At 71.7% G+C, this 12,978-nt stretch carries 12 protein-coding genes; 11 read left to right on the top strand and 1 reads right to left on the bottom strand.

Translation table 11 applies throughout. From position 1 onward, the window contains the following. Positions 1–6 precede the first annotated feature (6 nt). The 7 genes from ACFWJB_RS23645 (at position 7) to ACFWJB_RS23615 (ending at position 7,161) form a co-directional block, all read left to right on the top strand. Positions 7–2,289 carry a hypothetical protein gene (locus ACFWJB_RS23645; protein ID WP_386924600.1) on the top strand — a complete coding sequence of 761 codons (2,283 nt, stop codon included), beginning with the start codon at positions 7–9 and terminating at the stop codon, positions 2,287–2,289. Positions 2,290–2,303: 14 nt separating this feature from the next. Then, positions 2,304–3,638 (top strand): glycoside hydrolase family 6 protein, encoded by a 1,335-nt coding sequence (locus ACFWJB_RS23640; protein WP_386924598.1) that lies wholly within the window; start codon positions 2,304–2,306, stop codon positions 3,636–3,638. A 189-nt stretch (positions 3,639–3,827) separates the two neighbouring features. Continuing rightward, positions 3,828–4,643 (top strand): hypothetical protein, encoded by an 816-nt coding sequence (locus tag ACFWJB_RS23635; protein WP_386924596.1) that lies wholly within the window; start codon positions 3,828–3,830, stop codon positions 4,641–4,643. 15 nt (positions 4,644–4,658) lie between these two features. Further along, positions 4,659–6,125: a peptidoglycan-binding protein gene (locus ACFWJB_RS23630; protein WP_386924594.1), complete on the top strand. Its 1,467-nt coding sequence runs from the start codon at positions 4,659–4,661 to the stop codon at positions 6,123–6,125. Positions 6,126–6,145: 20 nt separating this feature from the next. Continuing rightward, positions 6,146–6,403 (top strand): hypothetical protein, encoded by a 258-nt coding sequence (locus ACFWJB_RS23625; RefSeq protein WP_365889695.1) that lies wholly within the window; start codon positions 6,146–6,148, stop codon positions 6,401–6,403. 16 nt (positions 6,404–6,419) lie between these two features. After that, complete coding sequence (locus ACFWJB_RS23620) at positions 6,420–6,665, top strand: hypothetical protein (protein ID WP_365889694.1); 246 nt, start codon at positions 6,420–6,422, stop codon at positions 6,663–6,665. A 97-nt stretch (positions 6,666–6,762) separates the two neighbouring features. Further along, positions 6,763–7,161, top strand: a complete 399-nt coding sequence (locus tag ACFWJB_RS23615) for a hypothetical protein (protein WP_386924591.1) — start codon at positions 6,763–6,765, stop codon at positions 7,159–7,161. 124 nt (positions 7,162–7,285) lie between these two features. Here ACFWJB_RS23615 and ACFWJB_RS23610 read toward each other — a convergent pair whose 3' ends face one another. Continuing rightward, entirely contained in the window at positions 7,286–7,966 is a 681-nt protein-coding gene (locus tag ACFWJB_RS23610) for a GntR family transcriptional regulator (RefSeq protein ID WP_386924589.1), read from the bottom strand. Between the two features lie 379 nt (positions 7,967–8,345). Between ACFWJB_RS23610 and ACFWJB_RS23605 the strand changes: the two genes are divergently transcribed. The 4 genes from ACFWJB_RS23605 to ACFWJB_RS23590 all read left to right on the top strand — a co-directional run bounded on the left by ACFWJB_RS23605 (position 8,346) and on the right by ACFWJB_RS23590 (position 12,895). Further along, on the top strand, positions 8,346–9,650 hold the full coding sequence (locus ACFWJB_RS23605; protein WP_386924587.1) for an aminotransferase class III-fold pyridoxal phosphate-dependent enzyme: 1,305 nt from the start codon (positions 8,346–8,348) through the stop codon (positions 9,648–9,650). A gap of 86 nt (positions 9,651–9,736) precedes the next feature. Then, the gene (locus tag ACFWJB_RS23600; RefSeq protein ID WP_386924585.1) at positions 9,737–10,981 is read left to right on the top strand and encodes a hypothetical protein; all 1,245 of its coding nucleotides are present in this window, start codon (positions 9,737–9,739) and stop codon (positions 10,979–10,981) included. A gap of 95 nt (positions 10,982–11,076) precedes the next feature. Continuing rightward, positions 11,077–12,399 (top strand): UDP-glucose dehydrogenase family protein, encoded by a 1,323-nt coding sequence (locus ACFWJB_RS23595; protein ID WP_386924583.1) that lies wholly within the window; start codon positions 11,077–11,079, stop codon positions 12,397–12,399. A gap of 40 nt (positions 12,400–12,439) precedes the next feature. Further along, positions 12,440–12,895 (top strand): GNAT family N-acetyltransferase, encoded by a 456-nt coding sequence (locus tag ACFWJB_RS23590; protein WP_386924581.1) that lies wholly within the window; start codon positions 12,440–12,442, stop codon positions 12,893–12,895. Positions 12,896–12,978 lie beyond the last annotated feature (83 nt).

Genomic DNA, 12,978 nt, shown 5'->3' with positions numbered 1-12,978 from the left:
CCCACCATGGCCAACGACCTGGCGAGACTCGCGGGACGCATCGCCAACCTCGAGCGGCTCATCAGCCAGCAGAGCCGCACGTCCCAGCTCGCCTACTCCTCCATTGAGGACGGCGCCGTCGAGGTGTACGACGTGGGCGGCTCGCTCCGAGCCGTCATCGGCCAGCAGCCGGACGGCACCAGCGGCGTCGTCGCGGTCAACGGGCCCCGGCCACCGACACCGGTGGCCCCGCAGGCCGAGCCCGTCCTCGGCGGCCTGCGCATCACCTGGGACGGCGCCTTCGCCGACGCCGACACCGTTGCCCCGCTGGACCTGTCCCGGGTCCAGGTGCACCTGCTGACCGGCGCGGACGCCGAGCCGGACGTGATGTGGCCGGCCGCGACGATCGAAGCCGCCTCCGGGGCTTCCGTCACCATCGCCACCAACTACTACGACGACATCTGGGTCCGGCTCGTCGCGGTCAACACCTCCGGCACCCCCAGCACTGCCTCGGCCGCGACCCGGACGGCCGCCCGCCGGGCCGCGGCCGGCGACGTCGGCAACGGCGCCATCCAGGAGGGCCACATCGCCACCGGCGCGATCGTCACTCCCCACCTGGCCGTCGGCGCGGTCACCCCCGACCAGATAGCCGTCGGGCAGGGCACCAACCTCATCCCCGACCCCGGGTTCGAAAGCGCAGCCACCGCCAACACGGTCGCGGCCGCGGGCGCCCCCTGGGCTCTCGCGCCCGGCAACCGCACCGGCGTCGGCGTCCTGTGCGACTGCACCGCCGACACCGCCACCTACTTCACCCTGCCCCTGGCCACGGTCCCAGTCCTGCCCGGCCAGCAGTTCGCACTCGGTACCGACCTCCTGGTCTCCGAAGACCTCGCCGCGCAGGCAGTGAAGATCTTGACCCGCTACGAGAGCGCCGCCGGCGATGTGCTCGGCTATGGAGTCGTGGAGGCGGTCACCCCGGAGGCCGGACGCTGGCAGCGCATCACGGGGCAGGTCGCCGCGCCTCAGGGCGCCACCCGGGCCGTCGTGTGCCTGGAAGCGTCCGAGGCCACCCGCGGCTGGGTCGTGTTCGACAACGCCGAGGCGACCACGATCTTCGGCCGAGTCAGCGGCGGTGCCCGCGCCGAGGTCGGACCGCAGGGCGTGCGGCTCTACGACGAAACCGGTGAGGAAGCCGTCTCCCTGGTCACCGGCGAGCCCCAGTACCTGACCCTGCGCAACGGCGGTACCAGCGTCGCCACCATCGACGACCAGGGCTACGCCTCCTTCGCCGGCGTCAACGTGGCCGACGGCCTCACGGTCGGCGGCCAGCCGATCTCGGCGTTCCTCGGCGACCGCCCCAGGGGGCTGCTCGCCATCGACTACCAGGCCAGCAGTGTCACCGGCGGCACCAGCGAGATCGGGTTCGTTGAACTCGCCTTCGAGGCTGAGACCGACCGCATGTACCGCGTAGTCTTCGACGCCATCGCGGATCCGTCCGCGGCCGGCGGCGAGATCCAGATCCGCCTGCGCGACGGCAAGACCGGGAAGCCCACCATCAGCTCCCCCCAGGTGCAGCTGGCGACGTACCCCATGCCGCTGGCCACGAGCCAGCGAGTACGGCTGGAAGTGGTCCGAAACGGCGGCGGATTCGGAGCGGGTCTCCACCGGCTGCTCATCACTTTCAGGTGCGCAGGCGGTCCATCCGGTCAGACCGTCGATCTCTACGGTTCCCAGACCGCAATGGGTGTCCTCTACGTCGAGGACGTCGGACCGTACGTACCGGAGACCGGCGGCTACAACACCGGCGGCGGCAGCGAACCGGACCCGGTGCGCCAGTACACCAAGACCTACACGGCGAGCTGGTCGGGCTCCTACGCCAACCGCTCCGGTTACAACTCCTACTACGGCGCCAAGTGCATGCAGGGCTACTACAGCTCCAACAACGGCGTCCAAGCCTCCCTGATCGGCTTCCCCACCGCCCTGGGCACCGACCTGGCCGGCGCCACCATCCAGAAAGCCGAGATTTACCTGTACGCGGAGCACTGGTACTACGCGTCCGGCGGCAGCGCCGTCATCAAGGCGCACTCCCACACCAGCAGACCGGCCAAGTTCAGCAGCGACGCCGAGGCCAAGACCGTCACGTGGCGCCGCAACGAAGGCAAATGGGTTGATATCACGTCGGTCTTCGACTCCACCAAGTGGAGGGGAATCGCACTCGACCCGAACAGCACGAACAAGACCTATTACGGCGCTTTCAGAGGGGCCGGCCAGACCTACCCGCCCAAGCTGCGGGTGACCTACACCAAGTAGAGGAGACCGCGTCCATGGCCGGCATGTACGGCGACCTGATCGACAACCCCGACTTCACCAATGGCACCACCTTCTGGTGGGCCGGCGACCCCGCCAAGGTGACCATCACACCCGGCCCCGGCGGCATGGATGCCACGGCCACCACCGACGCCGTGAACCTGTGGGACGCGCCCCTCGGGCAGGACAACATCGTGCTGCGCAAGGGCGCCCGGTACACCCTGAGCTTCACAGCGAGAGCCTCGCAGGCCGGCACCCAGCTCCGCGTGCAGGCCGGGCTCGGCGTCGACCCGTGGACCCCGGCCCTGGACAAGACCATCACACTCGGGATGAGCGACACGAGCTTCGTGTACAGCTTCGTCTCCGACCTGGACACCGCCGCCGGGCAGGTCAGCTTCCAGATGGGGCAGGCCAGCCCCGTCACCATCACGTTCGCCCAAGTCCGGCTCACCACGTCGACCATCCGCGAGGGCTTCTACGTCGACCCCGACAGCAACGCCGCGAAGTGGCTGGCAGCCAACCCCACCGACGGCCGCGCCGCCAAGATCCGCAACTCGATAGCGCGGCGCCCGGGCGCACGCTGGTTCGGCGACTGGAACACGGACATCCAGACGGACGTCGACGCGTACGTCGCCGCGGCCGCCGCGGCCGGGCAGGTCCCCATCCTGGCCGCGTACAACATGCACTGGCGGGACAACGGCGGTGAAAGCCACGGCGGCGCGGTCACCCCCGAGGCGTACAAGGCGTGGGTCGACGCCTTCGCAGCCGGGCTCGGGGACCGGCCGGCGATCGTCATCGTCGAGCCGGACTCCCTCGCGCAGGCCGAGTACTTGCCCACCCCGGAGGCCCGGGCCACCCGCTACGAGCTGTCCACCTACATCGCGCAGGTCCTCGCCGCGAAGCCCCGCGTCCAGGCGTACCTCGACGCCGGCAACGCCACCTGGCTGCGCCCCGTCCAGATGGCCGCCCAGCTCGTCAAGGGCGGAGTCGCCTTGACCAGGCGCATCGCCATCGGAGTGTCCAACTTCGACTCCACCGACATCTGCTGCCAGTACGGCCAGCAGGTCGTCGCCGCCCTCGCGGCCGCCGGAGTGCCCGGTGTCAGCTTCGTCGTCGACACCGCCCGCAACGGCAACGGCGCGATGGACGACCGCGGCCAGCATGTCGACTACTGCAACCCCGGCGGGCGCCGCCTCGGCGTCCCCAGCTCCGTCGGTGTCGGGGGAGCCGAGTACCTGCTGTGGGTCAAGTACCCGGGGGACAGCGACGGGCAGTGCGGCATCGCCCCCGCCGACACCCCCGCCGGCACGTTCAGCCCGTTCCTCGCCGAACGCCTCATCGACGGCACCTGAGCGGCCCGGCACGCGGGCCTGGCGCCGTTCGGGCCGCACCTATCATTGATCACGGCACCTGCGGACGACCCTCCGTCCGAACGCCACCGCTTCGCGGTCCGCACCACCCCCCGAGGGATTCCGACCGTTCCGCCGCTGCGCGGACCGGAGGACACAGCCATCGGGGCGCGGGGGAGAAGCGGACACACGGTGCCGACCACGCACGGCGTCCTCGTACGCCACTACGACGTCCATCCGGCGCTCGGCCGCCACCAGGTCCTCGACGCCCGTTCGCTGGCCCACCGTGAGCACCACGGCGGCGAAGCCCTGCAACCGGTGCGCTGGCAGCCGGCCATCCCCGTCCTGAACCAGCAGGACCTCATCGCACAGGGCATCCACACCTCCACCATCACCGGCTCCCGGGACGTCGACGCCGTCGGCTCCTGCACCGCGAACGCCGCGGCGGTGGCCCTGTCCGTCCTGCTCGACGCGCCTGCCCTCGAGCGGGCGGGGCTGCCCACCAACGACCCGGTCGCAGCGGAGCAGTGGGCGCTGCAGCTGTACTCCGAGGCCACCGCCGTCGACGAGTTCGTGCCCTACCAGTGGCCGCCCGCCGACAGCGGCAGCTCCGGCCTCGGCGTCGCCCGCGCCCTGAAGAACCGCGGCCTGATCGGCTCCTACACCCACGCCCTGGACGCCGCGGCGCTGGCCGCCGCCCTGCAGAAGGGCCCGGTCCTGCTCGGTCTGCCCTGGTTCAACGCCTGGTTCACACCCGGGACGGACGGCTTCGTCGACACCGTCCCGTACTGGCGGACCTCCGGCCTCGCCGGCGGACACGAGGTGTGCGCCATCGGCCTCGAGGAGGTCGCCCAGTACAGCGACGGCCGCGTCGTCCCGGAACGGACCGTGCTGCGGCTGCGCAACTCCTGGGGCCCGGACTGGGGCCACGGCGGCGACTTCCTCCTGCGCTTGTCCACCTACGTCGCACTGCGCGAGCAGGTCGACGCGATCCAACTCCACGCCTGACGAGGAGCGTCACGCATGTCCGCTTTCCACGCTGCCATCGTCCACCCCGACCAGTCCGTCACCTACTGCGGCGAGGTCACCCAGGACCACCTCGACCAGGTCCGCGCCATCGCGGCCGCCGACACCACCCCCCGGTTCACCGTCGAGCACCCCAGCCGCCCCGGCGCGCTGTTCGTGCTCCGCGAAGACGGCGACCTGGACTGGTACGAGCCGGTCGACGCCGCCCCCACGCCCGCCTACATGCCCGACCCCGAGCCGCGGGCCGTCGCCGACGACCTCCCGCCGGCCGGCGAACTGCCGCGCGGAGCGACCGGCACCGTGTGGATCTCCGGCGCCATCCGGTTGGGAGACGGCGCCATCGGCGGGGCGATGGACACCCCTGGCAACCCGCCGCGGGTCACCCACCACAGCACCGAGTCCCCGGCCGGCGGCAAGTACCTGGAGTCGATCGGCTCCTACCTGATCCGGGTCGCCTCCGAACCGCACCTGATCTACTGCCCGGTCACGGACAGGATCGGCCAGTTCGGTCCGCTCAACCAGAGCGCCCGCGCCCTGCGCAACGACGGCAGCCGCCGGACGAACCGCGAAGGCCGCGTCAACATCCAGATCGAGGTCCTGGCGTACGCCAAGAACCCCTGGACGACCGGCTGGGACCCGGCGAAGAAGCCGGGCTGGCAGAAGATCCTGGCCGCCGCCCGCTCCTGGGGCGTCCCCGACGTATGGCCGGCCGGTGCCCCGCCGAAGTACCCCGGCGGCTACTCGGCGCGCTCGCGCAGCACCTGGCAGAACAAGGGCGGCCACTTCGCCCACGCCCACGTCCCGGGCAACGACCACGGCGACCCCGGTGCGGTCGACACCCGGAAGATCCTGGGCGGCACCGGCAGCACGCCGGCACCGAGCAAGCCCGCCGACAAGGACGCCTTCCCCGGCGTCGGCGCCTTCGGCCCGGGCGCCAACAACGCCCACGTCACCCGGCTGGGCACCATGCTCATCGCCCGCGGCGGCAAGCGCTTCTACTCCGTCGGCGCCGGCCCGCGCTGGAGCGACGCCGACCGCGACGCGACCAAGGCCTTCCAGACGGCCCAGGGCTGGAGCGGCGCGGACGCGGACGGAATCCCCGGGCCGACCACGTGGGAACTGCTGGTCACCGGCTGCGGCAAGGACATCCCGGCCGCCTCCGCGAAGCGCACGGTCAGCGTCGCCCACCTGGTCGCCGCGGCCAGGAAGGACATCCCCGCCCCGGACGGCCACACCACCTACCCGGGCGAGGTCGGCCTCGTCGAGGACGCCCTGGTCGCCGAGGGCCTACTCGCCCGCCGGTACGCCGACGGCTCCTTCGGCGCCAAGACCCGGACCGCGTACGCCGCCTGGCAGCGCAGCAAGGCCGGTGGCTCCTACACCGGCGCGGCCGCCGACGGCTACCCCGGCCTCGACTCGCTGCGCCGCCTGGCCGCCCGGCACGGCTTCACCGCAACCGCCTGACACCTCAAGGGAGACACCCCATGGCAGCCAAGTCCACCACCGAGGCCCTCGCCGACGTCGCCGAGCGCACCGCCCTGACCTACGCCGAGGCGTTCCTCGGCCTCCTGCTCGCCGGGGCCGCCACCGACGTCGTCGACCTCTCGGTCCTGCAGTCCGCGGCCGTCGCCTCGATCCCCGCCGGACTCACCGTCATCAAGGGCGCCATCGGCACCCGCCTCGGGAAGCTCGGCACCGCCTCCTGGCTGCCGGCCAAGTCCGACCCCACCACCCGCTCCTAGCGCAAAGGACCTGACCATGCCCGACGGAGAGGTCGCTCTCGCCTTGGCTGATCTGCGCCGCAGCCTCGAAGTCGGGCTGGCGGGCATCGACGGCCAACTGGCCCTGCTGGTCCAGCGCACCGACCAGACCGACAAGGACGTCGCGGACCTCCAGGAACGCGTCGCCGCGCTCGAGCGTGCCCGCTGGCCCCTTCCCACCCTCAGCGTCCTGATCGCCCTCGGCGCCCTCATCGTCGGCGCCTGGGGTGCCTTCGGCCGCTGATTCCGGGTCCGCGCTGGGCCAGGCGTCCCGATCCGCCCGGCCCGGCGCGGCCCAGCACACCACCTGCTGCCCCGATTTCCTGAAGAAGGAGTTCCCCATGCGTTTCCGCACCCGCTTCGGCTACGTCGCCGGCGCGCTCGCCGCGTCCACCGCCCTGCTGTTCGCCACCGCCTCCGCCGCGAGTGCCGGCTCCGACGGCGGAAGCGTCGTCGACCCCACCCGCGGTGCAACGGCCTGGTTCAAGCACGACGGTGACGTCTTCTGGGTCGAGGACACGCGGGCCGACGGCCACTCGGCCGTCGTCCGCGTCTACGTCCCCTCCGTCGGCATCGCGCACAACCTGTTCAACCCCGACGGCAAGGGCACCGCCCGCTACAAGAGCTACGGGACCGCCATCCCGGAGGGCACCACCGTCTACTACCAGGCGTGCATCGGGGAGAACGGCAACAAGACGATCATCTCCTGCACCCCGGGCTGGGCCAAGGGCGTCGCCTGAGCTGCGACATCACCCGAACTGCCCGGTACTGCCCCTGCCCCAGGGCTACGCTCGACCCGTAGCCCGGCCCGAAGGGCAGGTCTGCGTCCCCCCTCGGCACCCCGGCCCCGTGGCCGGGGTGCCGTCATTCCCCGGGGCGCCGAGACTGGTAGACCAGGCTGAACCGGTCGGCCAGCACCACCGTTCGCAGCACGCGGGCCCGGCCGGATTCCGGACGCTCCACACGGGTCACCACGGTCACCGGCTGGCCAACTACGCCGTCCAACGCCCGGGCCTCCGAATCCAGCGCCGGCCGCGAGGTGACCTGCTCCTCCGTCGCTGCCGTCTCCGCCTTCCCGCTCGCCAGCACGTGAGCCGTCACCAGCTGCACGGCGGAGCCGTCGTGCCGGAACAGCCGCACCGTGCGGCGAACCCGGCGACCCGTACGGACGCCCAGGTGCCGAGCTACGTCGGCGGGCGCCGGCACGCTCGTCTCCGGCTCCACCTCGACTACGTCGGGGAACAGGGCGGACTCGCCGATTTCCAGCCGGAACCAGGGCTGCCCGCCCTCGGCCGGCTCGCCGTGCAGCAGGCGCAGCGGCTCGGGCCGCTCACGGACGTACGTGCCATCGCCGGTCCGCGCGACGAGGAGCCCCTCGGCCACCAGGACCTTGCGGGCCTCCAGGATCACGGTGTCCGAGACACCGAACTCGGCCTGCAGCTCCGTCAGGGACGGAATGCGGTCACCTTCCTTGAGCTGCCCGCCTGCGATCTGGTCGCGCAACTCCTGGGCGACGCGCCGGTAGGCCGTCGTGCGCCTGGCCACAAAGTCCCCTCACTCGTCACCTCGGGCGGGGTGCGCCCGCTGACGGTGTGTCCGACCGCCATGTTTTCTTAATCATGGCACTCAGCTCAGGGGGCTCGGTGCCATTGACGGTGCTCGGCTGCGATCGCCGCATATGCCCGCCGACAGGGACACCTGGCCGAGATGTGCCGCAGGACACGCGATCACTTTCGAAACCCTATGCGTAAGGGGGTGTTATGGGTATCGTCGGAAGCGGTCGAGCAGTCGGCCTTCCGGACGCGACCGCAGGTCATCGCCGTTCCCGGAACCCTGAAACGCGCGCTCGGCCACCTTCCACACAGACCCACCGTCGTGCTCCCGCGCGCCCGCGTGCGAGCACTCCCAAGAAGGGACGTCCTACGTGGATCGGTACTTACCCAGCCGTGGGAGGCTGCTGACGTCATCCAGGCCCCTGCAGGACTTCGACGTCGTAGCCACGAGCGGCTCCTGGCTCCACCGCGCCGACGGTCGGCGGATCCTCGACGGATCGAGCGGGCTCCTCTGCGCGAACGTGGGGCAGAGCAGTCCGAAGGTCTTGACCCGCATCGAGCAGCAGTTCCACCGCTACTCGTTCGGAGGCGCCGCCGTCGTCCAGCCCCACATCCAGATGGAGCTGATGGACCGCCTCTGCCGCGCCGTGGGGCGCCCGGAGGACTCCGTCGCGCTGACCACCTGCGGCACACTGGGCGTCGAGGTCGCCGTGGGCCTGGCCCGGAACATCACCCGGGTGCGCCGCGGCGGGAAGAGCCGCGGGGACATCCTGACGTCCACCCTGAGCTACCACGGCAACAGCGCCCTGACCCTCGCCCTCGCCGGGAACCACGCCCGGCGGCCCCGCCCGGAGGACGCCCTCGGCCTCGGGCCGGCCTTCGCCGCGCCCTACCCGCCGACACACCCCCACGAACAGCGCGGGTGCGACGCCTCGTGCGCCGACGAGGTGGCCAAGGCGATCGACGACAGAGGAGCGGAGAACGTCGCCGCCGTCCTGCTCGAACCCGTGAACGGCACCACCGGCGGGGCCTATGTGCCGCCCGCCGGGTACCTGCGGCGCGTGTCGGAGATCTGCCGGGAGCGTGAGGTCCTCGTCATCCACGACGAGGTGCTGACCGGACTCTGGCGCACCGGCACGCCCCTGGCCAGCCACCACTGGGACGGCACCGAGCCGGACCTGTGCATCCTGTCCAAGGGGCTTGGAGCCGGATACACGGGCGTCGGTGCCGTCCTCGTGTCGCCGGACATCGCACCCCTGCTCAGGCACCGGGACGCGGACCCGCTGCCCGCCATGGGAACCATGGCCACCCACCCGCTCCAGGCCGCGGCCTGCCTCGGCGTCCTGGACGAGCTGGAATCCATGGACCGCGACGCCTTCACCGCCCGCGGTGAGCGTCTCGGGCGGGCCCTGCGCGAGCTGGCGGGCCGGGGGTCGGTGAGGACGGTGCGAGGGCTCGGGCACCTGTACGGCGTCGAGGTCGAGCCCGGTCTGCTCTGGCCCCTGATGGAGGCGGCCGAGGCCCGTGACGTCTTCTTCTACCCGTTCACCGGGGCCGGTCAGCCGCGTACCGAAGGGCTGGTCGTTGCCCCGCCGTTGACCTCGACGGACGAGGACATCGACTTCCTCACCGCAGCGCTCGCCGACGCGGCGGCCGCGCTGCACCACAACGGCTAGCGCCGACACCACCACGAACGCCGCAGACGGCCCCTGTGGTCCCGCGCGCTCGTGACCACGAATCACCAGTGCTCAGGAGGACCATCGTGTTCCTGCCCCACCCCGTGATCGACTCCCTGACCCCCGAACAGGTCCGCATGTGGGACGCGCACTTCTCCCCGGAGGCCGGCGGTCAGCGCCGCCCGGCCGTCGAGGAGGGCATCTGGCGGCGCACCCAGGACCCGGCCAACCGCGAGCAGTCCGGATGGACCGAGGACGAGTCCGGGCGCCGCCGCGTCGTGCACTACCGCCTGCACTACGGCCTCGACCGGACGCAGCCCATGGAGCGCCTGGTGCTCGAGGAGCTGTACCTGCACGTGTCCTGGCTGGCCCCGGCCGCGGAAGTCGCCGCCCACCGCAAGGACCTGGAAACGTGGCTCGCCGAGGGCCGGTGGAGGCCCTCCAGCGACGAGAACGGCTCCTGGCGCCGCGGTGACCTCCGCGCCACGATCACCGAGTACCCCATCCACCCGCAGGACGAGCGCGCCGACCGGGACACCCCCGACGGGTTCACGTCCGTCGACGTCACGATCCACTCCGTGGACTACACCCTCACCCGGGCCGCCCGGAACTTGCCCTGGGACGTCCTCGCCGGCGGCATGCGCGTCAAGGAAAGGCGCGGCACGCCGACCTACGCCGACGACCTGTCCGGCCTGCTGGACCACCTGCCGTTCGTCGTGGAAGCCGGATGCGGGACCAGCATCGAGGCCGGCATCCCGCCGCTGCACTGGCTCCACGAGGTCTACCGGGTCACCGCCCGCACGGGCAACGACCTCACCCAGGGATACGCCTTCACCCTCGCCCCGGCCGACGACATCCTCATCAAGGAGGTCCTGACCGACACCACCCGTAAGGTCAACGACATGACCTCCATGTTCCGGTCCCTGGTCCTCGCCGAGCCGACCAGCGCCCACCGGGTCCTGAAGGCCTGCCACGACGCCGGGCACATGGTCGGCCCCGTGGCCACCCACAACTTCGACCGGCTGTTCGCCAAGGCAAGGCTGCAAGAGGCGTTCATGCGCCGCTACGACCAGCGCACCCCGTACATGCCCTTCCCCGACGACGCCAAGGCCCTGCTCGTCATCGGCCTGCACGCCGACCGCCGCGCCGTCCAGGCCCGCGCCCGTGAGCGCGGCCTGAAGGTCTTCTACCTCGACACCGAGGGCGTCACCGAGAACGGGGTGCACAAGCCCTACCTCATCGAGGGCGCCCGGGAGGGCGACGTCATCGTCCGCTCCGAGGCGATCCCCGCCCTGCTGCACCTGGCCGAACTCCTCAAGGTGAACATCTGAGCGAACTCGACCCCGGCCAGGGCGAGTTCACCTCCCGATACCGTCTGGGGGCACACCGGGCACGGAGTGCCCCCAGACCAGACAAGGACTCTGCAATGCGCGTATCCGTGATCGGCTGTGGCCACCTCGGCATCCCCCACGCAGCGGCCATGGCCGAACTGGGCCACGAGGTCGTCGGCGTGGACGTCGACCAGGCCAAGGTCGACCGGCTCAACGCTGGCGAATGCCCCATCTACGAGGCCGGCCTGCCCGAGCTGCTCGCCCGCCACACCGCGAGCGGGCGCCTGCGCTTCACCACCAGCATCCGCGAAGCCGCCGACTTCGCCGAGCTGCACTTCATCGGCGTCGGCACCCCCATCGACGCCGACGGCCGCTCCTACGACACCGGCCAGATCTACGGCGCCATCCGCCAACTCGCCCCCCACCTCCACCAGCCGTGCACGATCGTCGGCAAGAGCACCGTCACCGTCGGCACCACCCGACAGGTCACCGCCCTCGCCCAGCGCCTGGCGCCCGCCGGCACGGCGGTGGAGGTCGTCTGGAACCCGGAGTTCCTGCGCGAAGGCCACGCCGTCGAGGACACCCTGCGCCCGGACCGGCTCATCGCCGGCGTCACCACCGCGGAGGGCGAAAAGGCGATCCGCGCGGTGTACGCCGGGATCATCGACGCCGGGGTGCCGATCTTCGTCACCGACCCGCAGACCGCCGAGCTGGCCAAGGGCGCCGCGAACACGTTCCTCGGCCTGAAGATCTCCTACATCAACGCCGTCGCCGACATGTGCGAGGCCGCCGACGGCGACATCTCCCAGATCGTGGAGATCCTCGGCATCGACCCGCGGATCGGCAGCGGCGGCATGCGGCCCGGCATCGGCTACGGCGGCGGCTGCCTCCCCAAGGACGTCCGCGCCTTCACCGCCTCCGCGCGGCAACTCGGCGCCGACCAGGCCGCCACGCTCCTGCGCGCCGCCGAGGTGATCAACGAGAACCGCACGACCGTCGCCCTGGGCCTCGTCACCCGCGCCCTGGGCGACCGCCCCATCAAGGGCAGCAAGGCCACCGTGTGGGGCGCCGCTTTCAAGCCCGGCACCAACGACGTCCGGGAAAGCCCGGCCCTCGCTCTCGCACAGGCCCTCCAGCAGGCCGGCGCCACCGTCACGATCCACGACCCGCAGGCGGTGGCCACCGCGATGGTCCGCAACCCCGAGTTCGACTACACCGACGACCTGCCCGCGTCCCTCGAGGGAGCCGACATCGTCGTCCTGGCCACCGAGTGGCCCGAGTACCAGCAGGCCAACCCCCAGGCCCTCGCGGACCGGCCCGCCCAGCCCCTGCTCGTCGACTGCCGCACGACCCTCGACCCCGAACCCTGGCGCGCGGCCGGCTGGACCGTCCACCAGCTCGGACGACCCGGCAAGTAGGCCCCCACCCGCCACCGCACCAAGTAGGAGATGACGCACGATGCCCGACGAGGTCGTTCTCCGACGCGCCGACAGCGCCGACGCACTGCCCGCCGCCGACGTGTGGCTGCGCTCCTACGCCGCCGCTGTGCCCTCCGTGCGCTGCGCCCACACCGCGGCCGAGGTACGGGACTGGTTCACACGCGTGCTCGTGCCGCACCGCGAGACCTGGGTGGCGACCAGCGGGAGCAGCGTGGTGGGCGTCATGGTCCTCGCCGGCCAAGAGCTGAAGCAGCTCTATCTGGACCCGGCCTGGCGCGGCCGCGGGCTGGGCGACCGCTTCATGGGCCTGGCCAAGCAACGGCAGCCGGCCGGGCTGACGCTGTGGACGTTCCAGGTGAACCGTCCGGCCAGGCGCTTCTACGAGAGGCACGGCTTCGTCGAGGCCGACCGAACCGACGGCGCCCGCAACGACGAGCGGGAGCCGGACATCTGCTACGTCTGGGCACCCGCGTAGACGGTCCGAAACCGCACGCCCGCCAGACCGAACGCTGCCGGCCCGTGCCGGTCACCTGCACGTCACGGTGACCGGCACGGGCC

Source organism: Streptomyces sp. NPDC127100 (assembly GCF_042724095.1).
Classification (GTDB): domain Bacteria; phylum Actinomycetota; class Actinomycetes; order Streptomycetales; family Streptomycetaceae; genus Streptomyces.
The sequence above is the reverse complement of the archived record's forward strand: the minus strand, read 5'-3'. Positions and strand labels throughout refer to the sequence as shown.

Coding starts and splice junctions, on each gene's coding strand:
- ACFWJB_RS23645 (WP_386924600.1), top strand. CDS start 7: ATGGCCAACGACCTGGCGAGACTCGCGGGACGCATCGCCAACCTCGAG.
- ACFWJB_RS23640 (WP_386924598.1), top strand. CDS start 2,304: ATGGCCGGCATGTACGGCGACCTGATCGACAACCCCGACTTCACCAAT.
- ACFWJB_RS23630 (WP_386924594.1), top strand. CDS start 4,659: ATGTCCGCTTTCCACGCTGCCATCGTCCACCCCGACCAGTCCGTCACC.
- ACFWJB_RS23625 (WP_365889695.1), top strand. CDS start 6,146: ATGGCAGCCAAGTCCACCACCGAGGCCCTCGCCGACGTCGCCGAGCGC.
- ACFWJB_RS23620 (WP_365889694.1), top strand. CDS start 6,420: ATGCCCGACGGAGAGGTCGCTCTCGCCTTGGCTGATCTGCGCCGCAGC.
- ACFWJB_RS23615 (WP_386924591.1), top strand. CDS start 6,763: ATGCGTTTCCGCACCCGCTTCGGCTACGTCGCCGGCGCGCTCGCCGCG.
- ACFWJB_RS23595 (WP_386924583.1), top strand. CDS start 11,077: ATGCGCGTATCCGTGATCGGCTGTGGCCACCTCGGCATCCCCCACGCA.
- ACFWJB_RS23590 (WP_386924581.1), top strand. CDS start 12,440: ATGCCCGACGAGGTCGTTCTCCGACGCGCCGACAGCGCCGACGCACTG.